The organism is Streptomyces sp. NPDC104814, assembly GCF_055583185.1.
Genome location: NZ_JBVJOL010000002.1, coordinates 582,046 through 601,813 on the forward strand (window position 1 = coordinate 582,046; position 19,768 = coordinate 601,813).

Annotated in this window: 17 protein-coding genes; 12 read left to right on the top strand and 5 right to left on the bottom strand. The window is 69.9% G+C overall.

All coding sequences use genetic code 11. The features are described from left to right. Positions 1–75 precede the first annotated feature (75 nt). A complete protein-coding gene (locus tag ACZ64A_RS11190) occupies positions 76–2,280 on the top strand; it encodes a protein kinase domain-containing protein (protein ID WP_469809709.1) in 2,205 nt (734 codons plus the stop codon). Between the two features lie 19 nt (positions 2,281–2,299). Here the strand turns inward: ACZ64A_RS11190 and nadA are convergent, their stop codons facing one another. Next, positions 2,300–3,484: a quinolinate synthase NadA gene (nadA, locus tag ACZ64A_RS11195; protein WP_469809711.1), complete on the bottom strand. Its 1,185-nt coding sequence runs from the start codon at positions 3,482–3,484 to the stop codon at positions 2,300–2,302. A gap of 271 nt (positions 3,485–3,755) precedes the next feature. Here nadA and erpA point away from each other — a divergent pair, with 271 nt between their 5' ends. After that, complete coding sequence (erpA, locus tag ACZ64A_RS11200) at positions 3,756–4,112, top strand: iron-sulfur cluster insertion protein ErpA (RefSeq protein ID WP_009188190.1); 357 nt, start codon at positions 3,756–3,758, stop codon at positions 4,110–4,112. Between the two features lie 72 nt (positions 4,113–4,184). Here the strand turns inward: erpA and ACZ64A_RS11205 are convergent, their stop codons facing one another. Both ACZ64A_RS11205 and ACZ64A_RS11210 read right to left on the bottom strand, forming a co-directional pair. After that, positions 4,185–5,747: a hypothetical protein gene (locus ACZ64A_RS11205; RefSeq protein WP_469809712.1), complete on the bottom strand. Its 1,563-nt coding sequence runs from the start codon at positions 5,745–5,747 to the stop codon at positions 4,185–4,187. A gap of 195 nt (positions 5,748–5,942) precedes the next feature. Further along, the gene (locus tag ACZ64A_RS11210; RefSeq protein ID WP_469809713.1) at positions 5,943–6,152 is read right to left on the bottom strand and encodes a hypothetical protein; all 210 of its coding nucleotides are present in this window, start codon (positions 6,150–6,152) and stop codon (positions 5,943–5,945) included. A gap of 130 nt (positions 6,153–6,282) precedes the next feature. Between ACZ64A_RS11210 and ACZ64A_RS11215 the strand changes: the two genes are divergently transcribed. Then, positions 6,283–7,257 (top strand): carbohydrate kinase family protein, encoded by a 975-nt coding sequence (locus tag ACZ64A_RS11215; RefSeq protein ID WP_469809715.1) that lies wholly within the window; start codon positions 6,283–6,285, stop codon positions 7,255–7,257. A gap of 28 nt (positions 7,258–7,285) precedes the next feature. On the opposite strand, the gene ACZ64A_RS11220 is transcribed toward ACZ64A_RS11215, so the two are convergent. Next, complete coding sequence (locus tag ACZ64A_RS11220) at positions 7,286–8,665, bottom strand: aminotransferase class V-fold PLP-dependent enzyme (protein ID WP_469809716.1); 1,380 nt, start codon at positions 8,663–8,665, stop codon at positions 7,286–7,288. Between the two features lie 282 nt (positions 8,666–8,947). On the opposite strand from ACZ64A_RS11220, the gene ctaC reads away from it, so the two are divergent. From ctaC to ACZ64A_RS11240, 4 genes are all read left to right on the top strand, one after another. Beyond that, entirely contained in the window at positions 8,948–9,907 is a 960-nt protein-coding gene (gene ctaC, locus ACZ64A_RS11225; protein ID WP_469809717.1) for an aa3-type cytochrome oxidase subunit II, read from the top strand. Further along, the gene (gene ctaD / locus ACZ64A_RS11230) at positions 9,904–11,643 is read left to right on the top strand and encodes an aa3-type cytochrome oxidase subunit I (RefSeq protein WP_469809718.1); all 1,740 of its coding nucleotides are present in this window, start codon (positions 9,904–9,906) and stop codon (positions 11,641–11,643) included. The genes ctaC and ctaD overlap by 4 nt, the downstream gene beginning before the upstream one ends. Further along, positions 11,640–12,038, top strand: a complete 399-nt coding sequence (locus tag ACZ64A_RS11235; protein ID WP_469809720.1) for a cytochrome c oxidase subunit 4 — start codon at positions 11,640–11,642, stop codon at positions 12,036–12,038. Before ctaD ends, ACZ64A_RS11235 begins: the two co-directional genes overlap by 4 nt. Before the next feature lie 152 nt (positions 12,039–12,190). Further along, complete coding sequence (locus ACZ64A_RS11240) at positions 12,191–13,450, top strand: L,D-transpeptidase (protein WP_469809721.1); 1,260 nt, start codon at positions 12,191–12,193, stop codon at positions 13,448–13,450. A 66-nt stretch (positions 13,451–13,516) separates the two neighbouring features. On the opposite strand, the gene ACZ64A_RS11245 is transcribed toward ACZ64A_RS11240, so the two are convergent. After that, on the bottom strand, positions 13,517–13,918 hold the full coding sequence (locus ACZ64A_RS11245; RefSeq protein WP_469809723.1) for a response regulator: 402 nt from the start codon (positions 13,916–13,918) through the stop codon (positions 13,517–13,519). A gap of 179 nt (positions 13,919–14,097) precedes the next feature. On the opposite strand from ACZ64A_RS11245, the gene ctaE reads away from it, so the two are divergent. The 5 genes from ctaE (at position 14,098) to trpD (ending at position 19,755) form a co-directional block, all read left to right on the top strand. Further along, complete coding sequence (gene ctaE / locus ACZ64A_RS11250) at positions 14,098–14,718, top strand: aa3-type cytochrome oxidase subunit III (protein WP_361632662.1); 621 nt, start codon at positions 14,098–14,100, stop codon at positions 14,716–14,718. 78 nt (positions 14,719–14,796) lie between these two features. Continuing rightward, the gene (qcrC, locus tag ACZ64A_RS11255; protein ID WP_469809724.1) at positions 14,797–15,609 is read left to right on the top strand and encodes a cytochrome bc1 complex diheme cytochrome c subunit; all 813 of its coding nucleotides are present in this window, start codon (positions 14,797–14,799) and stop codon (positions 15,607–15,609) included. Next, positions 15,606–16,664 (top strand): cytochrome bc1 complex Rieske iron-sulfur subunit, encoded by a 1,059-nt coding sequence (gene qcrA, locus ACZ64A_RS11260; protein WP_469809725.1) that lies wholly within the window; start codon positions 15,606–15,608, stop codon positions 16,662–16,664. The genes qcrC and qcrA overlap by 4 nt, the downstream gene beginning before the upstream one ends. Then, positions 16,661–18,298: a cytochrome bc1 complex cytochrome b subunit gene (gene qcrB / locus ACZ64A_RS11265; RefSeq protein WP_469809726.1), complete on the top strand. Its 1,638-nt coding sequence runs from the start codon at positions 16,661–16,663 to the stop codon at positions 18,296–18,298. The genes qcrA and qcrB overlap by 4 nt, the downstream gene beginning before the upstream one ends. Positions 18,299–18,690: 392 nt before the next feature. Next, positions 18,691–19,755: an anthranilate phosphoribosyltransferase gene (trpD, locus tag ACZ64A_RS11270; protein WP_469809728.1), complete on the top strand. Its 1,065-nt coding sequence runs from the start codon at positions 18,691–18,693 to the stop codon at positions 19,753–19,755. Positions 19,756–19,768: the final 13 nt, after the last annotated feature.

Genomic DNA, 19,768 nt, shown 5'->3' on the forward strand with positions numbered 1-19,768 from the left:
CCGGCCGCCGCGGCGGCACCGCTGCCTATCCTGTGACCCTGAACTGCTCGACGGGGGAAGGGGAGTGGGGGAGCGGTGCCGCTGCGCAAGGATGACCCGAGGTCGGTCGGCGGGTACCGGATCGTCGACCGGCTCGGGGCGGGCGGCATGGGTGTCGTCTACCACGGCCGGTCGCGCTCGGGCCGTGAGGTCGCCGTCAAGGTGGTGCACGCCCAGTACGCCGCGGACGGCGTGTTCCGGGCCCGTTTCCGGCAGGAGATCGCCGCCGTCCGCAAGGTGAGCGGCGCGTTCACCGCGCCCGTGGTGGACGCCGACCCGGAGGCCGCGCGGCCGTGGATGGCCACGCAGTACGTGCCGGGGCCGTCGCTGGCCTCGCTGATCCGCAGTCAGGGCGCGATCGTGGGGCCCGCGTTGCGGAGCCTGGCGCTGGGGCTGGTGGAGGCGCTGCGGGACATCCACCGCGCCGGGGTGGTGCACCGTGACCTCAAGCCCGGCAACGTCCTGATGGCCGACGACGGGCCCCGGGTCATCGACTTCGGCATCTCCCGGGCCGCGGGCGACCAGACGCTGACCGAGACCGGGCATCTGATGGGCACCCCGCCGTTCATGTCGCCGGAACAGCTCACGGACGCCCGGTCGGTGGGCCCGGCGTCGGACGTCTTCTCGCTGGGCGCGCTGCTGGTGTTCGCGGTGTCCGGGCGCGGTCCCTTCGACACCGACAGCCCGTATCTGACGGCGTACCGGGTGCTGCACGAGGAGCCGGAGCTGACGGCCGTACCGGGGCCGCTGCGGGAGGTGCTGGGCCGCTGCCTGGCCAAGGAACCGGGCGATCGGCCCGCACTGGACGTGCTCGCCCGGGAGTTCGCCGCCGTGCTGCCCGAGGAGGCGGTGGACGACCGGCTCACGGTGCACCTGAGCCGTCCCGCGGTCCCCAAGGCCGACGGCGGGCTGCCGCGCCCGAGGCGCCGTCGCCGTACGCTCCTGATGTCGGCTGCGGGCTGCGGCACGGTCGGCCTGGCGCTCACGGCGTATCTGGTGTGGGGAGGTGCCGACGGCACCGAGCGCACCGCGGCCCGGTCGTCCGCGACGGCTTCGCCGGCCGCGCGGTGGGGGACGGTGCCGCAGGGCTGGCATCCGTGGAAGTCGTCCCTGCACGACCCCGCCACGGGGGGCGAGGACGGATCGCGGATGCTCAGCGGCGGGATGATGGACGCGGCGTCCTGCCGGGCGAGCGGGGGCGACCTCTACTGCGGCGGTTCCGCGGTCCGCCCCAAGCGGATCGACGGCCGCACCGGTGCGATCCGCTGGCGGGCCGCCCTGCCGCACGGACTGCCCCTCAACCGGTACGAGTCCCATGTGCTCGGCGTGCGCGACGGGGTCGTGGTGGCGGTGCAGACGGTCAGCAGCGTTTCGCAGAGCCCCACCGTCACCAAGGTCGTGGCACTGGACACGCGCACCGGCCGGCAGGTGTGGTCACGGGAGGTGACCGCCGACGACGTCGGGCCGGCGATGGCCGCAGGTCTGGTGCTCACCCCGGAGGGCGACGGCCGCACGGTGACGGCGAGGTCACCGCGGGACGGCAGCAAGCGGTGGACGCTGACCCTGCCGGCCAGCGAGCACTGCACCCTGCGCGACGTGGAGGGCAGGCCGTACGCGCAGTGCGGCAGTTACGGGTCCGGGGACGGGCAGCTCGTCGTCGTCGATCCGTCCGACGGCTCGGCCCGCCGTCTGCGCGTGCCGTCCGGCCGGGCGATCCTGATGGGCACGGTCTCGGGACGGCTGCTCCTCGCCGAGTACGAGGAGGACGCGGCCGCCGGTCCCGCCTCCGACGTGTCCTGGACCCGCTTCGTGCTGGTGGATCCGGTCACCGGGGCGCGCACGTCCGTCAAGGCGGCCGAGGAGTACCGGGGCGGGCTGACGCTGGCGGACGGCAGGCTCTACGTCGCCGGGTCCACCGGCCGGGTCACCGCCGTGTCGCCCGGGACCGGCCGGCGTCTGTGGCAGACCACGACGACGCTGCAGCAGCCGGGGAACGCCCTGGCCGACGAGCGGACCGGCACCGTGTACCTGGCCAGCGCGAACGGGCGGGTGGCCGCACTGGACGGGCGCGGTGGGGCCTTGTTGTGGGAGTCCTCCGCGCAGGCGGACCGCGTCGACAGCGACAGCTGGACCAAGCCCGGGGTGGTGGTGAACGACGGCGCCCTGGTCGTCGACACCCCGGACGGCACCGTCTTCTCCCTCGACCCGGCTCACCCCGGCCGCAGGCCCGCGGCGGGGTGACCCGGATCGGCGGGCTCGGCTACGGCAGCGCCAGCATCCGCTCCAGTGCCAGCTTCGCGAACGCCTCGGTCTCCTTGTCGACCTCGATGCGGTTGACCAGCTTGCCGTCGGCGAGGGACTCCAGGGCCCACACCAGGTGGGGCAGGTCGATGCGGTTCATCGTGGAGCAGAAGCAGACCGTCTTGTCGAGGAAGACGATCTCCTTGCCCTCGGGAGCGAAACGGTTCGCCAGGCGGCGGACCAGGTTCAGCTCCGTGCCGATGGCCCACTTGGAGCCGGCCGGCGCGGCCTCCAGCGCCTTGATGATGTACTCGGTCGAGCCGACGTAGTCCGCCGCGGCGACGACCTCGTGCCGGCACTCGGGGTGGACGAGGACGTTCACGCCGGGGATGCGCTCGCGCACGTCGTTGACCGAGTCCAGGCTGAAGCGGCCGTGCACCGAGCAGTGGCCGCGCCACAGGATCATCTTCGCCGCGCGCAGCTCGTCGGCGGTGAGCCCGCCGTTCGGCTTGTGCGGGTTGTAGAGCACGCAGTCGTCCAGCGACATGCCCATGTCCCGCACCGCGGTGTTGCGGCCCAGGTGCTGGTCCGGCAGGAAGAGCACCTTCTCGCCCTGCTCGAAGGCCCACTGAAGGGCCCGCTGCGCGTTGGACGAGGTGCAGATCGTGCCGCCGTGCTTGCCGGTGAAGGCCTTGATGTCGGCGGAGGAGTTCATGTACGAGACGGGCACCACCTGCTCGGCGATCCCGGCCTCGGTCAGCACGTCCCAGCACTCGGCCACCTGCTCGGCCGTCGCCATGTCGGCCATCGAGCAGCCGGCGGCGAGGTCGGGCAGGACGACCTTCTGGTCGTCGGAGGTGAGGATGTCCGCGGACTCCGCCATGAAGTGCACACCGCAGAACACGATGTACTCGGCCTCCGGCCGGGCGGCGGCGTCGCGGGCCAGCTTGAAGGAGTCGCCCGTGACGTCCGCGAACTGGATCACCTCGTCCCGCTGGTAGTGGTGACCGAGCACGAAGACCTTGTCGCCGAGCTTCTCCTTGGCCGCGCGGGCGCGCTCGACCAGGTCGGGGTCGGACGGCGACGGCAGGTCACCGGGGCACTCGACGCCCCGCTCGCTCTTCGGGTCGGCCTCGCGGCCGAGCAGCAGCAGGGCGAGCGGAGTCGGCTGCACGTCGAGCTCCGGGGTCTGGGCGGTGGTCACGACACGCACCCTTTCTACTTTTCGTCTAACTGACGCTATATATCATAACGGCTTCACGTCAGTTTGACGATGGCCCTCATGTCGATGTGACGTGAATCCCGATGCCCCGGTGTCCCCTCGCGCCGCGGGCCGCTGTGCGCTCACGGGCGCGTGTGCGAGCATGAAAAAGAGCCGAGGACGTAAAGAACCGGGGACGTCCCGGAATGAATCCGCGGCCCTGCCGGTTGCACACGTCGGCAAGCAGTCTCCGTACAACCTTGGAGAGATGTAGATGTCCGTATCGGACGAGACCAGCACCGTGACCGACGGCATCGTCCTGACCGACGCCGCCGCGTCCAAGGTCAAGGCCCTGCTCGACCAGGAAGGCCGTGACGACCTCGCCCTGCGCGTCGCCGTCCAGCCCGGCGGCTGCTCCGGCCTGCGTTACCAGCTCTTCTTCGACGAGCGGTCCCTCGACGGCGACGTCGTCAAGGACTTCGGCGGGGTCAAGGTCGTCACCGACCGGATGAGCGCCCCCTACCTCGGCGGCGCCACCATCGACTTCGTGGACACCATCGAGAAGCAGGGCTTCACGATCGACAACCCGAACGCGACCGGCTCCTGCGCCTGCGGCGACTCCTTCAGCTGAGCCGCGCCGGCACCGCCGATCCAGCGGAAGGCGGCGACCCCCACCGGGGGTCGCCGCCTTCCGTCGCACCGGCTACCGCGGGTCGGCCGGCAGCCGTGCGCCCACCTTCTGCAGCGGGATTCCGTGCCCGTCCGGCCCGACCACCCTGCGCTCGCCCAGCGGCTCCTTCAGCTGCACCGTGCGGTGGTAGAACTTCGCGATCATCGGGCAGATCTTGTCCTTGTACGGATGCGCGGTCACCGTCACCACCACCCGGTCGGCGCTCTCCCGCGCCGCCACGTCGTACGACGCGCACACCCCGCCCGTGAACGTCACGGTCAGTTCCCTGCCCTCGGCCGTGTAGCCCTCCGCCCGCACGCCGTACGGCGCCGGGGCCGAGCCGTTCGCGGGCCCCGTCGGCCGGGGGCTCGGCCGGCCGGTCGGCTCACCGGGGGGCGCCGACGGCGGCGTCGACGGCCGGGACGGGGTCAGGAACTTCGGGTCGAGCGCCGGATAGGTCACCGTGAAGTCGTCCTGGGCGCCCGGCGGCCGTACCTCGAACAGCCAGGACGGCACCAGCACCTGCCGCCCCGCGGAGTAGTGCGTGGCCAGCCCGAACACCGCCTTGCGCACGGTGATCACCTCCCGCTGCCCGGTGCCCGGGGACCGCCCGCAGGGCTCCTCCAGCCGGTCCTTCAGCGGTACGGGACTGGCGCAGCCGCCGATCCCCATCCGGTGCTCGGTGCCGGTCCCCGGCGCCGCGTTCATCAGCGCCAGCGTCCGCTCCGCACTCAGCACGGGATACGTGTCGGCCTTGACCGGCGTGCGCAGCATCCCGCTGCCGCCGGTCACCTGTCCCCGGGCGTCGACGATGACCCCGGTCGTCCAGCCGTAGGTGGGCAGCCCGCCGATCCGCGGGTCGGCGTTCACCACCCGGCGCACGCCCATCACCTGGCTCGCGTCCAGCTTCGCGTCGTCCTGGCCCACCGCCTTCAGCACCGGCGCGGCCGCCTTCTCGGCCACCGCCACGCTCACCGGGTCACCGGAGGTCTGGGCCTCGCCCGGCGCGCACACCGAGCCCTTGCAGTTGTCGGTGCCCGGCGCGAACCGGGCGAACGTCCACGTCCCCGGCGCCTGCCGGTTCACCTGGAGCATCGGCCCGGCGCCGTCCTTGCCGGTGCCCACCCGCCAGGTCTGCCCCTCGGCCACCGGCGCCCCGTCCACCCCGAGCGCCTTCGCCAGCCGGGCCACGTCCTCACGGGACACCTCGCCCGTCGCCCGGTAGGCCGGCGCCGAGGAGGGGCCCTCGGGCAGCTTGCCGCCCGCCCGGTAGGTCACGCCGTACGGATTCGGCTCCCCGGGCGCGATCCCGTTCGTCCCGCCGGGACTCGTGGCTCCCGCACCGGCACCGCCCGGGTAGTCGTCGAGCGCCAGGGGTGTCGGCGAGCCGTTCTTGCCGGACGCCCCGGCCCCCTGTGAGCCGCCGGCGGCATGCGCCGCGAGATACGCCCCGCCACCCCCGACCACCAGCACGGCGGCCGCCACGGAGGCGACGGCCAGCGGGGACCGCCGGCGCGCGGCACCCCGCTCACCCGCGGCCCCGTGCTCCTCGGGCCCGCTCGGCGCGTCGTCGTTGTCGGGTCGCTCGGTGTTCACCGCATCGCTCCTTCGGCTGCGCAGCTGTCCCTCAACCCTGACCAGGCCCTGTCAAAGAGGGCTGCTGGAGGGTCGTATCGCCCGTCCCCCTCCTGGGGGACAGCGATGGGACGCAGCGGGGGAGCGTACGGTTCCCTTCCGCACTCCCTTCCGTACGCTTCCGTACGCCGAACGGGTCGCGCGACCCGCGCGCGGTCAGTCGCCGTAGTCCGACATCGCCTCCAGCAGCCTGGCGGAGGTGTCCGGAACCCGCACGCCGTGGATGTGCGACGGCGGTACCGGACGGGACGCGGCCCGCTCGGGCGCCGCCCAGTGCGGAGCCATGCGGGCGCCGTCACCGATCAGCGACGCCAGGCCGCCCTCCGGGTCGGCGGGTGTGGTGCGCGGGAACTCGAGGTTCGTCATAGCGGAACCGTAGGCACCGGCAGAGGGGCCGGGAAAGATCTACTATCGGGTAGTTTCGTCCACTGCGCAGCCGGCCCGGAAACGGGTAGCGTGAACTGTCAATCCCCCTCCACACAGGAGCGTCCACGCCGTGCGCATCGCAGTCACCGGCTCCATCGCCACCGACCACCTCATGACCTTCCCCGGCCGCTTCGCCGACCAGCTCGTCGCGGACCAGCTGCACACGGTCTCGCTCTCCTTCCTGGTCGACCAGCTGGACGTACGGCGCGGAGGGGTCGGCGCCAACATCGCCTTCGGCATGGGCCAGCTCGGCACCCGGCCCGTCCTCGTCGGCGCCGCCGGCGCCGACTTCGACGAGTACCGGGCCTGGCTGGACCGGCACGGCGTCGACACCGGCTCCGTCCGGATCTCCGAGACCCTGCACACGGCGCGCTTCGTGTGCACCACCGACGCCGACCACAACCAGATCGGCTCCTTCTACACCGGTGCCATGAGCGAGGCCCGCCTCATCGAGCTCAAGACCGTCGCCGACCGCGTCGGCGGCCTCGACCTCGTCCTGATCGGCGCCGACGACCCCGAGGGGATGCTGCGCCACACGGAGGAGTGCCGCTCCCGCGGGATCCCGTTCGCGGCCGACTTCTCCCAGCAGATCGCCCGGATGAGCGGCGACGAGATCCGGATACTGCTGGACGGCGCGACGTACCTGTTCTCCAACGAGTACGAGAAGGGTCTCATCGAGTCCAAGACCGGCTGGAGCGACGAGGAGATCCTCTCCCGCGTCGGCCACCGCGTCACCACGCTCGGCGCGCGCGGCGTGCGCATCGAGAAGGCCGGCGAGGGCGCGATCGAGGTCGGCTGCCCGGAGGAGGAGCGCAAGGCCGACCCGACGGGCGTCGGCGACGCGTTCCGGGCCGGCTTCCTGTCGGGCCTGGTGTGGGGCGTGTCCCTGGAGCGGGCGGCGCAGGTCGGCTGCATGCTGGCGACCCTCGTCATCGAGACGGTGGGCACGCAGGAGTACCAGCTGCGCCGCGGTCACTTCATGGAGCGCTTCACAAAGGCGTACGGCGACGAGGCCGCCTCCGAGGTCCAGAAGCACCTGGGCTGACAAACACGCCCCGCACCCCGCGGGGCGCTCAGCTCACCCGGCGCACCAGATACGCCGTCCCCCTCTCCGCCGGCTCCTCGCCCGCGTACTCCTGGCCCCGCATCTCGCACCACGCCGGGATGTCCAGGCGGGCCGCCTCGTCGTCGGAGAGGACGCGGACCGTGCCGCCCACCGGGACCGTGCCGATGACCTTGGCCAGCTCGATCACCGGGAGGGGGCAGCGCTTGCCGAGGGCGTCCACGACCAGTTCGTCCTCGGCCACCACCGTCGCGGCCGGCGTCGGCGCCCCGAGCTGCTCCCGTACGCCGGCCACCGCCTCGGGCAGCACCTGGAGGAACCGCTCGACGTCCTCCCCGGGCGTCCCCGGCGGCAGCGACACGCGGACGTTGCCCTCGCTCAGCACGCCCATCGCCTTCAGCACATGGCTCGGCGTCAGCGTGCTCGACGTGCAGGACGAACCGGACGAGACGGAGAAACCCGCCCGGTCCAGCGCGTGCAGCAGCGCCTCACCGTCGACATAGAGACAGGAGAAGGTGACGATGTGCGGCAGCCGCCGCTCCGCGTCGCCGACCACCTCCGCATCCGGCACCAGCCGCGGCACCGCCTCCCGGATCCGCCGCGTCAGCTCCCGCAGCCGTACCGCCTCCTGGACCGCCTCGGCGCGCACGGCCCGCAGGGAGGCCGCCGCCGCCACGATCGCCGGGATGTTCTCGAAGCCGGCCACCCGCCCCGACTCCCGCTCGTCCACCGGTCCTTGCGTCGCGAACCGCACCCCCTTGCGCACCGCCAGCAGCCCCACGCCGGACGGCCCGCCCCACTTGTGCGCGCTCGCCGCCAGCAGCGACCAGTCGCCCTCGACGGGCCCCCAGGCCAGCGACTGGGCCGCGTCCACCAGCAACGGCACCCCGGCCGCCCGGCACGCCGCGGCCACCTCGGCGACCGGCTGCACGGTCCCCACCTCGTGATTCGCCGTCTGCAGACAGGCCAGCGCGGTGTCCTCCCGCAGGGCCGCGGCGTACGCGGAGGCGTCCACCCGGCCGCCCCGGTCCACGCCCACCTCGCTCACCGTGCCCCCGTCCGCCCGGTGCGTCTCGGCCGAATGGAGGACGCAGGAGTGTTCGACGGCGGACACGATCAGGTGACGTCCGATGCGCCGCCGCCCGGCCAGCGCCCCCGCGACCCCCCTATGGACGGCCCGCGTCCCCGACGAGGTGAACACCAGCTCGTCGGCCCGGCACCCCACCACCTCGGCCGCCGCCTCCCGCGAGGCGTCCAGCAGCATCCGCGCCCTGCGTCCTTCCCTGTACAGCCGGGCAGGATCCGCCCACCCCTCATCCAAAGAGGCCAACAACGCCTGACGAGCGACGGGGTGAAGAGGAGCGGCCGAAGCGGCATCGAAGTAGGGCATACAGCAACGCTAAGCCGACGGCGAGGGAGCCAGCCTTCAGGGGCGCGGGGCTGTGCACACAGCGGCTCCGCCGCGGGGCGCGACAAGCCACGATGGCGCCGCAGCCGCCAATCCAGCGAACCACCCGAGTCAGTAGGCACCCCTCCTCGCGCAGCCGCAAAACGCGTCGGCTAGGGTTTGGTCCGCATAAACATCCAAACCCCTGCCCGACGCAGGGCGGCGACCGACCAGCGAGAAGGCCGCAGCCGAACCGCGCGGGCGAGACTCTCGGGAAGGCGCTACGTGAGTCCCAACGGCTCCGACCGCTCGCCGCGGCGCCCGATGCGGCGGAAGCTGCTGCAGGCACTGACCGCGGGCCTGGTCCTGGCGACCGCAACCGGTTGCACATACAAGGACTTCCCCCGCCTTGGTATGCCCACCCCGACCACGGAAGAGGCTCCGCGGATCCTCTCCCTGTGGCAGGGCTCCTGGGCTGCCGCGCTCGCCGTTGGCGTGCTGGTGTGGGGTCTGATTCTGTGGAGTGCTTTCTTCCACCGGCGCAGCCGCACCAAGATCGAGGTTCCTCCGCAGACCCGCTACAACCTCCCCATCGAGGCCCTGTACACGGTCGTTCCGATCCTCATCGTCTCGGTGCTGTTCTACTTCACCGCCCGCGACGAGTCGAAGCTGCTCAGCCTCGACAAGAAGCCCGATGTCACGGTCAACGTGGTCGGCTTCCAGTGGAGCTGGTGCTTCAACTACATCGAGGGCGTCAGCGGTTCCTCCGGTGACGCCAGGACCGCCCCGGAACTCAACGCGATTCCGGACCGGTTCAAGAAGGCGTTCCCGGCCGACGCCGGCGGCGTCTACGACTGCGGTACTCCCGGTACGCGGAACCCGCAGACCAACAACCCCGGCCCGACGCTGTGGCTGCCCAAGGGCAAGACGGTCCGGTTCGTCCTCACCTCGCGTGACGTCATCCACTCGTTCTGGGTGCTGCCGTTCCTGATGAAGCAGGACGTCATCCCGGGCCACACCAACGCGTTCCAGGTGACCCCGAACGCGGAGGGCACGTTCCGGGGCAAGTGCGCCGAGCTGTGCGGCGTCGACCACTCCCGGATGCTGTTCAACGTGAAGGTCGTCTCGCCCGAGCGCTACGAGCAGCATCTGAAGGACCTCGTCAAGAAGGGGCAGACCGGTTACGTCCCCGCCGGCATCGCGCAGACGGGGCACGAGAAGAACCGGGAGTCGAACGTCCTGTGAGCATCGTCAACGAACCTCAGGGTGCCTCGGCGGCTGACAAGCCGTACTACGAGGACGAACTGCCGGTGCGGCGCAAGCAGCCCGGCAACGTCGTGGTCAAGTGGCTCACCACCACCGACCACAAGACCATCGGAACGCTGTATCTGGTCACGTCGTTCGCGTTCTTCTGCATCGGTGGCGTCATGGCTCTGCTCATGCGCGCCGAGCTGGCCCGTCCGGGTCTGCAGATCATGTCGAACGAGCAGTTCAACCAGGCGTTCACGATGCACGGCACGATCATGCTGCTGATGTTCGCGACGCCGCTGTTCGCGGGCTTCGCCAACTGGATCATGCCGCTCCAGATCGGTGCCCCGGACGTCGCCTTCCCGCGGCTGAACATGTTCGCCTACTGGCTGTACCTGTTCGGCTCGACGATCGCCGTCGGTGGCTTCCTCACCCCGCAGGGTGCGGCCGACTTCGGCTGGTTCGCCTACTCCCCGCTGTCGGACGCGGTCCGCTCGCCGGGCATCGGCGCCGACATGTGGATCATGGGTCTGGCCTTCTCCGGCTTCGGCACCATCCTCGGCTCGGTCAACTTCATCACCACGATCATCTGCATGCGCGCTCCGGGCATGACGATGTTCCGCATGCCGATCTTCGTGTGGAACGTGCTGCTGACCGGTGTCCTGGTCCTGCTGGCCTTCCCGGTCCTCGCGGCCGCGCTGTTCGCCCTGGAGGCGGACCGCAAGTTCGGTGCCCACGTCTTCGACGCCACCAACGGCGGCGCATTGCTGTGGCAACACCTCTTCTGGTTCTTCGGACACCCAGAGGTGTACATCATCGCGCTACCGTTCTTCGGCATCATCTCCGAGGTCATCCCGGTCTTCTCGCGCAAGCCGATGTTCGGCTACATGGGTCTGATCGCGGCCACCATCGCGATCGCCGGTCTGTCCGTGACGGTGTGGGCGCACCACATGTACGTCACCGGCGGTGTGCTGCTGCCGTTCTTCTCCTTCATGACGTTCCTGATCGCCGTCCCGACCGGTGTGAAGTTCTTCAACTGGATCGGCACGATGTGGAAGGGCAGTCTGTCCTTCGAGACGCCGATGCTGTGGGCGACCGGCTTCCTGATCACCTTCACCTTCGGTGGTCTGACCGGTGTCATCCTGGCCGCGCCGCCGATGGACTTCCACGTGTCGGACTCGTACTTCGTGGTGGCGCACTTCCACTACGTCGTCTTCGGCACCGTCGTCTTCGCGATGTTCTCCGGCTTCCACTTCTGGTGGCCGAAGATGACCGGCAAGATGCTCGACGAGCGCCTCGGCAAGATCACCTTCTGGCTGCTGTTCGTCGGCTTCCACGGCACGTTCCTGATCCAGCACTGGCTGGGCGCCGAGGGCATGCCGCGTCGTTACGCCGACTACCTGGCCGCGGACGGCTTCACCGCCCTGAACACGATCTCGACCATCGCGTCCTTCGTGCTCGGCCTGTCGATCCTGCCGTTCCTCTACAACGTGTGGAAGACGGCCAAGTACGGCAAGCCGGTCGGCGTCGACGACCCGTGGGGTTACGGCCGCTCCCTGGAGTGGGCGACGTCCTGCCCGCCGCCGCGGCACAACTTCCTCACCCTGCCGCGGATCCGCAGCGAATCCCCGGCGTTCGACCTGCACCACCCGGAGATCGCCGAGCTCGACCAGCTGGCGCACGCCGGCCACGGTGAGAAGGCCATCGCGGGCGGCAAGGAGGCCGGCAAGTGAAGATCCAGGGCAAGATGTTCATCTGGCTGAGCGTCTTCATCCTCGTCATGGCGTGTGTCTATGGCGTGTGGTCGAAGGAGCCGGCCGGTACCACCGCTCTCTTCCTGGCCTTCGGCCTGTCCATCATGATCGGCTTCTACCTCGGCTTCACGGCCAAGCGGGTCGACACCGGTGCGCAGGACAACAAGGAGGCCGACGTCGCGGACGACGCGGGCGAGCTGGGCTTCTTCAGCCCGCACAGCTGGCAGCCGCTCGCCCTCGGCATCGGCGGTGCGATCGCCTTCCTCGGTGTCGCGGTCGGCTGGTGGCTGCTCTACTTCGCCGCCCCGATCATCCTGATCGGCATCTGGGGCTGGGTCTTCGAGTACTACCGCGGTGAGAACCGCACCCAGTAACACGCGCTGAACGCCGCTGAGCCCGGACACTCCTCACGGAGCGTCCGGGCTCACGCGTTCGCGCCGGTTCCGTCATCCGTTCGCCGCAGTCGCCGTCACCCGGAAGGGTGCCACCGCGCGCCGCCCTTGACGAAGCTTCCTAGCGTGAAGTCATGAGCACGCCTTCCCGCCCCCGCACAGCCGTCGGCTGCACGCTGCTGGTGATCGCCCTGAGCGCGGCCGCCACCGCCTGCGGCTCGGACGGCAACCCGCTCGCCGGCCGCCCCTACGACGCGGCCGACCAGATCGCCTTCAACGGCCCCTCAGGGGACGGGAAGAAGGCCGACCCGGACAAGCCCCTGGAAGTCACCGCCGAGGACGACGACCGGATCACGGACGTCACCGCCGTGGACGCCACAGGACGCTTCGTGGCGGGCGAACTCTCCGCCGACGGCACCCGCTGGCACAGCACCGAGCCGCTGGCCGCCAACGCCCACTACACGGTCCGGGTGAGCACCGAGGACGACGACGGCGCCCCCGGGCGCAAGGTCCTCACCTTCGACACCGGCAAGCCCACGTCGAAGAAGACACTCACCGTGAAGTTCGGCCCCAAGTCCGGCACCTACGGCGTCGGACAGCCCATCACCGCCGAGCTGAGCCAGCCCATCAAGGACAAGAACCAGCGGGCCGTCGTCGAACGTGCCCTGAAGGTGACCTCCACCCCCGCGGTGCAGGGCTCCTGGTACTGGGTCGACGACAAGCAGCTCCACTACCGGCCCGAGGAGTACTGGCCCGCCCACGCCACCATCGAGGTGCACAGCAACCTGGACGGCATCAAGATCGGCGACCGTCTCTGGGGCGGCAAGTCCGCCCCCGTGAAGCTCTCCACGGGCGACCGGGTCATCGCCGTCACGGATGCCGCCGCGCACACGCTGACGTACTACAAGAACGGTGAGGAGGTCGAACAGTTCCCCGTCACCACCGGCAAGCCCGGCTTCGACACCCGTAACGGCGTCAAGGTCGTGCTCGGCAAGGAGTACTTCGTACGGATGCGCGGCACCACCATCGGTATCGCCGAGGGCAGCGCGGACTCCTACGACCTGCCGGTCTACTACGCCACCCGGGTGACCTGGAGCGGCGAGTACGTCCACGCCGCCCCCTGGTCCGTCGGCTCCCAGGGCTACGCCAACGTCTCCCACGGCTGCACCGGCATGAGCACCGCCAACGCGGAGTGGTTCTTCGACCACGTCCGCGAGGGCGACGTCGTCCAGGTCGTGAACTCGGCCGGCGAGACGATGGAACCCTTCGGCAACGGCTTCGGCGACTGGAACCTCGACTGGAAGAAGTGGCGCACAGGCAGCGCCGTCACCGGGTCCAAGACCAACGCAACGAGCTCCCAGGACGCGGCACGGCTCCAGCCCAGAGCGCTGTGACCGACCCAGGGGCGCGAGCAACCACAGACGGCCTGCAGTCGCCTGTAAACCTTGCGCCCCGAGGCCTCAGGCGCTGGCCAGCCGCTCCGTGCGGAGCAGAGAGGCCAGCGCCCCGGCGAACTCCACCGGCTCCACCGGCAGCGCCACCGCCGCGTCAGCCCGGCTCCACGTCGCCAGCCACGCGTCCTGGGGCCGTGCGATCAGCACCAGCACCGGCGGGCACTGGAAGATCTCGTCCTTGAGCTGCCGGCACATCCCCATGCCGCCCATCGGCACGGCCTCGCCGTCCAGGACGCAGACGTCGATGCCGCCCTTGTCCATCTCCCGCAGGACCGCCTCGGGCGTCGCGCACTCGACGAACTCCACCACCGGGGCGTCCGGCGCGGGCCGCCGCCCGGTCGCGAGCCTCACCTGCTCCCGCGTGTTGGAGTCGTCGCTGTAGACCAGCACCGTGGCGGTCGGCCGCATGGTTCCTCCGAGACGTCAGCGTCGTAAGAGACAAGCCCGTTGCGGCGGATGCTACTCCCTCGCGCAGCCCGTCAACACCTGTTGGAACACCTCTGCGATGGGCCATCCGGGCAGTACACACGCGGGGAACACTCCGAACGGCACCCCCCGGAGTGAGGGCGGGATAAGCGACCGACATAATGTCGGTCGTGGCGACAGCAACGACAGTAGATACCGGGCACGCGCACCCGTCGGTCAATCGGCCGAACCTCACCAGCGTCGGAACCATCATCTGGCTGAGTTCCGAGCTGATGTTCTTCGCGGCCCTCTTCGCGATGTACTTCACCCTGCGTTCGGTGACGGGTGCCGATCATTGGAAGGAGATGGCGCATGCCCTGAACGTGCCCTTCTCCGCGACGAACACCACGATCCTGGTGCTCTCCTCCCTCACCTGCCAGCTCGGCGTGTTCGCGGCCGAGCGCGGTGACGTGAAGAAGCTCCGGGGCTGGTTCATCGTCACCTTCATCATGGGTGCGATCTTCATCGGCGGTCAGATCTACGAGTACACCGAGCTGGTGAAGAAGGACGGCATCTCGCTGTCCTCGGACCCGTACGGTTCGGTGTTCTACCTGACCACCGGCTTCCACGGCCTGCACGTGACGGGCGGTCTCATCGCCTTCCTGCTGGTCCTCGGCCGTACCTACGCGGCCAAGAGGTTCACGCACGAGCAGGCGACCGCCGCCATCGTCGTGTCCTACTACTGGCACTTCGTCGATGTCGTCTGGATCGGCCTCTTCGCCACGATCTACCTGATCAAGTAGCGAGAAGATCCCACGCGCGTTCTCGCAACGCACCACCCAGAAGCATCGACGCTGAAGATCCTGACACCGGGGTAATCCGTGAAAAAGCTTTCCGCACGACGACGCCATCCGCTGGCGGCGGTCGTCGTCCTACTCCTCGCGCTGGCGGCCACGGGGGGTCTGTACGCCGCGTTCGCGCCCGCGGGCAAGGCGCAGGCCGACGACTCCTCCCAGTCCCTCGCCATCGACGAGGGCAAGAAGCTCTACACCGTGGGCTGCGCCAGCTGCCACGGCACCGGCGGTCAGGGCTCCTCCGACGGTCCGAGCCTGGTCGGCGTGGGCGCCGCCGCGGTCGACTTCCAGGTGGGCACCGGCCGTATGCCGGCCTCCACCTCGCAGATGGCCCAGATCCCGCGTAAGAAGAACATCTACACGCAGGCTCAGATCGACCAGCTCGCGGCCTACGTGGCCTCGCTCGGCGCCGGCCCGGCCGTCCCGACGAAGCAGCAGTACGGCCCCGAGGGCGCGGACATCGCCAAGGGTGGCGAGCTGTTCCGTACCAACTGCGCGCAGTGCCACAACTTCACCGGCAAGGGCGGCGCGCTGACGAACGGCAAGTACGCCCCGACGCTCGAAGATGTGGACCCCAAGCACATCTACGAGGCCATGCAGACGGGCCCGCAGAACATGCCGTCGTTCCCCGACACCACCATGTCGGAGCAGAACAAGAAGGACATCATCGCGTACCTGCACGCGGTCAACGGCAGCGATACGACGAACCCGGGCGGTCTCGAGCTGGGCGGCCTCGGGCCGGTCAGTGAGGGTCTGTTCGCCTGGATCTTCGGCCTCGGCGCCCTGATCGCGGTCGCCGTCTGGGTCGCCGCTCGGACCGCAAAGGCCAAGAAGTCATGAGTAGCCAAGACATTCCAGAAGAGAACCTGCCCGCAGAGCAGGCCCACGCGCACGGCGCGGTAGGCGTCGCGGACGGCGAGAACCCGTTCGCCGACCCCGGCCTGCCGCCCCACGAGCACCGGATCCAGGACATCGACGAGCGGGCCGCCAAGCGGTCCGAGCGTGTGGTCGCCCTGCTGTTCACGGTGTCGATGCTGGCCACCCTCGGCTTCATCGCCGCGTACGTGACGATCCCGCATCACAAGTCGATCTTCGTCTTCCCGATCGGCCACCTCAGCGCGATGAACTTCGCGCTGGGTCTGACCCTCGGCACGGCGCTGTTCTGCATCGGCGCGGGTGCGGTCCACTGGGCCCGCACCCTGATGTCCGACGTGGAGGTCGCCGACGAGCGCCACCCGATCGAGGCCTCCCCGGAGGTCCGGGCGAAGGTCCACGCGGACTTCCGCCAGGGCGCCAAGGAGTCGGCCCTGGGCCGGCGCAAGCTGATCCGCAACACGATGTTCGGCGCGCTGACCCTGGTCCCGCTCTCGGGCCTGTTCCTGCTGCGCGACCTCGGTCCGCTGCCCGGGACGAGCCTGCGTCACACGCTGTGGTCCAAGGGCAAGCTCCTCGTCAACATGAACACCAACGAGCCGCTGCGTCCCGAGGACGTCGCCGTCGGCTCGCTGACCTTCGCCAAGCCCGAGGGCCTGGAGGAGCACGACGAGGACTTCCAGACCGAGATCGCCAAGGCGGCCCTGATGATCGTCCGGCTCCAGCCGGAGAACATCAAGGACAAGCGTGAGCTCCAGTGGTCGCACGACGGCATCGTGGCGTACTCCAAGATCTGCACCCACGTCGGTTGCCCGATCTCGCTGTACGAGCAGCAGACGCACCACGTGCTGTGCCCCTGCCACCAGTCCACCTTCGACCTGTCCGACGGTGCCCGGGTGATCTTCGGTCCCGCCGGTCACGCCCTGCCGCAGCTGCGCATCGGTGTGAACGACGAGGGCTACCTCGAGGCGCTCGGCGACTTCGAAGAGCCCGTCGGTCCTGCTTTCTGGGAGCGCGGATGAGTACTGCAGCGAACCAAGCACCCCGCTCTCGCGGGAAGGCACCGGCCGGCGAGCGCATCGCCGACTGGGCCGACGGCCGGCTGGGGATCTACTCCCTCGCCAAGTCGAACATGCGCAAGATCTTCCCCGACCACTGGTCGTTCATGTTGGGCGAAGTGTGCATGTACAGCTTCCTCATCATCATTCTGACGGGTGTCTATCTGACGCTGTTCTTCCACCCGTCGATGAACGAGGTCGAGTACCACGGCACGTATGTCCCGCTCCAGGGGCAGATGATGTCCGAGGCGTTCAGGTCGACCCTGCACATCTCCTTCGACGTGCGCGGTGGTCTGCTGATCCGGCAGATCCACCACTGGGCCGCGCTGATCTTCCTCGCGGGCATGTTCGTGCACATGATGCGCGTGTTCTTCACCGGCGCGTTCCGCAAGCCGCGTGAGGTCAACTGGCTGTTCGGCTTCCTGCTGTTCGTCCTGGGCATGTTCACCGGCTTCACCGGTTACTCGCTCCCGGACGACCTGCTCTCCGGCACCGGTGTCCGCTTCATGGAGGGCGCGATCCTGTCCGTGCCGATCGTCGGCACGTACCTGTCGTTCTTCCTCTTCGGCGGCGAGTTCCCGGGCGGCGACTTCGTGGCCCGCTTCTACTCGATCCACATCCTGCTGCTGCCGGGCATCATGCTGGGCCTGATGGTGGCCCACCTGATCCTGGTCTTCTACCACAAGCACACCCAGTTCGCGGGTCCCGGCAAGACGAACAAGAACGTCGTCGGCATGCCGCTGCTCCCGGTGTACATGGCGAAGGCGGGCGGCTTCTTCTTCCTGGTCTTCGGTGTCATCGCGGTCATCTCCGCGGTCGCCCAGATCAACCCGATCTGGGCCATGGGCCCCTACCGGCCGGACCAGGTGTCCACGGGTGCCCAGCCCGACTGGTACATGGGCTTCTCCGAGGGTCTGATCCGCTTCATGCCGGGCTGGGAGATCAACTTCTGGGGTCACACGCTGGTCCTCGGTGTGTTCATCCCGCTGGTGATCTTCCCGCTGGTCCTGGTGGCGATCGCGGTCTACCCGTTCATCGAGGCCTGGGTCACCGGTGACAAGCGCGAGCACCACATCCTGGACCGCCCGCGCAACGCCCCGACGCGCACGGGTCTCGGCGTCGCCTGGATGACGGTGTACCTGACCCTGCTGATCGGTGGCGGCAACGACCTGTGGGCCACGCACTTCCACCTGTCGATCAACGTGGTCACCTGGTTCGTGCGGATCTTCGTCTTCGTCGGACCGGTCCTCGCGTTCCTGATCACCAAGCGGATCTGCCTCGGCCTGCAGCGCCGGGACAAGGAGAAGGTGCTGCACGGTCGCGAGACCGGCACCATCAAGCGCCTGCCGCACGGTGAGTTCATCGAGGTCCACGAGCCGCTCAGCCAGGAAGCGCTGCACACGCTCACCGCGCACGAGCAGTACCAGCCGCTCGAGATCGGCCCCACGGTCGACGAGAACGGTGTCGAGCGCAAGGTGAAGGGCGGCGAGAAGCTGCGCGCCAAGCTCAGCGAGGCGTACTTCGGCGAGGAGTCGCAGATCGCGAAGCCGAGCGCCGAGGAGTACAGGGAGATCACGAGCGGCCACGGCCACCACTGATCGCTGCGTCAGCCACGCCACGGTCGAAGGGCCCCGTCCGAACAACGGACGGGGCCCTTCGCCGTGCCCGGCGGGTTGCCCGTATCTCGCTGACTGCCGGGTCCGGGTTGTGGCCGTTCCGGTAGGCCGCCGTGCCCGGGCGGTTGCCCGTGTCCGGCTGGCTACCGGATCCGCCCGGCTCTCGTGGTCTGCCTGGCGCTGTGGCCGGCCGGGGCCCTGCGCGTCGGGGCGGTGGCGGGGCGACCGCGTGTTCCCGGGGTGGGGGACCGGTCCGCGCGGATGGGGGTGGGGGTGGGGGGCTTCGTCCGGGGTTCGGACGGGGCCGTTCGGCTTGGCGCGGGCTGGATAGGGTGGAGGTGACATTCGACGCGTGAGACGACCAGGAGCGGCTGATGAGCGCTGTGACCCCCGCTGGAGGCGACACCGCGGCGGGCCGTTCCTGGCCCCGCGTGCTGAACGGCCTGCTGGAGGGCCGCGACCAGAGCGCCGAGGACACCGCCTGGGCGATGGACCAGATCATGCGCGGCGAGGCCACCGACGCCCAGATCGCCGGGTTCGCGGTCGCGCTGCGCGCCAAGGGCGAGACGGTCGAGGAGATCACCGGCCTGGTCCGCGCGATGTACGACCACGCCAACGTCATCGAGGTGCCCGGCCCGACCGTCGATATCGTCGGAACCGGCGGCGACGGCGCGAAGACGGTGAACATCTCCACCATGTCCTCGATCGTCGTGGCCGGCACGGGCGCGAAGGTCGTCAAGCACGGCAACCGGGCCGCGTCCTCGGCCTCCGGCGCCTCGGACGTGCTCGAGAAGCTCGGCGTCAACCTCAACCTGCCGCTGCACCGCGTGCCCCAGGTGGCCGAGGAGGCCGGGATCACCTTCTGCTTCGCGGTGAAGTTCCACCCGGCGCTGCGCCATGTGGCCGCCGCCCGCGGCCAGTTGGGTATCCGCACCACCTTCAACGTGCTGGGTCCGCTGACCAACCCGGCGAAGGTGCGGGCGCAGGCCGTCGGCGTCGCCGACGCCAGGATGGCGCCCATCGTCGCCGGCGTCTTCGCCGAGCGCGGCAACTCCTCCCTGGTCTTCCGCGGCGACGACGGCCTGGACGAGCTGACGATCACCTCCACGTCCCGGGTCTGGATCGTCCGCGACGGCAAGGTCACCGAGGAGACCTTCGACCCCCGGGAGGCCGGCATCGACCTGGCCCCCGTGGAGGCCCTGCGCGGCGCCGACGCGTCGTACAACGCCGAGGTGGCCCGGCGCCTGCTGGACGGCGAGCGGGGCCCCGTCCGGGACGCCGTCGTGCTCAACTCGGCGGCCGCGCTGGTCGCCCTCGCGCCGACCGACGCACCGCTGACGGAGCAGATCCGGGCCGGCATGGCCAAGGCGGCGCAGTCCATCGACTCCGGGTCGGCCAAGCGCACCCTGGAACGCTGGGTGGCGGCCAGCAACTCCTGACCTTCCACCACGC

Coding starts and splice junctions, on each gene's coding strand:
- erpA (WP_009188190.1), top strand. CDS start 3,756: ATGTCCGTATCGGACGAGACCAGCACCGTGACCGACGGCATCGTCCTG.
- ACZ64A_RS11210 (WP_469809713.1), bottom strand. CDS start 6,152: ATGACGAACCTCGAGTTCCCGCGCACCACACCCGCCGACCCGGAGGGC.
- ACZ64A_RS11220 (WP_469809716.1), bottom strand. CDS start 8,665: ATGCCCTACTTCGATGCCGCTTCGGCCGCTCCTCTTCACCCCGTCGCT.
- ACZ64A_RS11240 (WP_469809721.1), top strand. CDS start 12,191: ATGAGCACGCCTTCCCGCCCCCGCACAGCCGTCGGCTGCACGCTGCTG.
- ACZ64A_RS11245 (WP_469809723.1), bottom strand. CDS start 13,918: ATGCGGCCGACCGCCACGGTGCTGGTCTACAGCGACGACTCCAACACG.
- ctaE (WP_361632662.1), top strand. CDS start 14,098: ATGTCGGTCGTGGCGACAGCAACGACAGTAGATACCGGGCACGCGCAC.
- qcrA (WP_469809725.1), top strand. CDS start 15,606: ATGAGTAGCCAAGACATTCCAGAAGAGAACCTGCCCGCAGAGCAGGCC.
- qcrB (WP_469809726.1), top strand. CDS start 16,661: ATGAGTACTGCAGCGAACCAAGCACCCCGCTCTCGCGGGAAGGCACCG.
- trpD (WP_469809728.1), top strand. CDS start 18,691: ATGAGCGCTGTGACCCCCGCTGGAGGCGACACCGCGGCGGGCCGTTCC.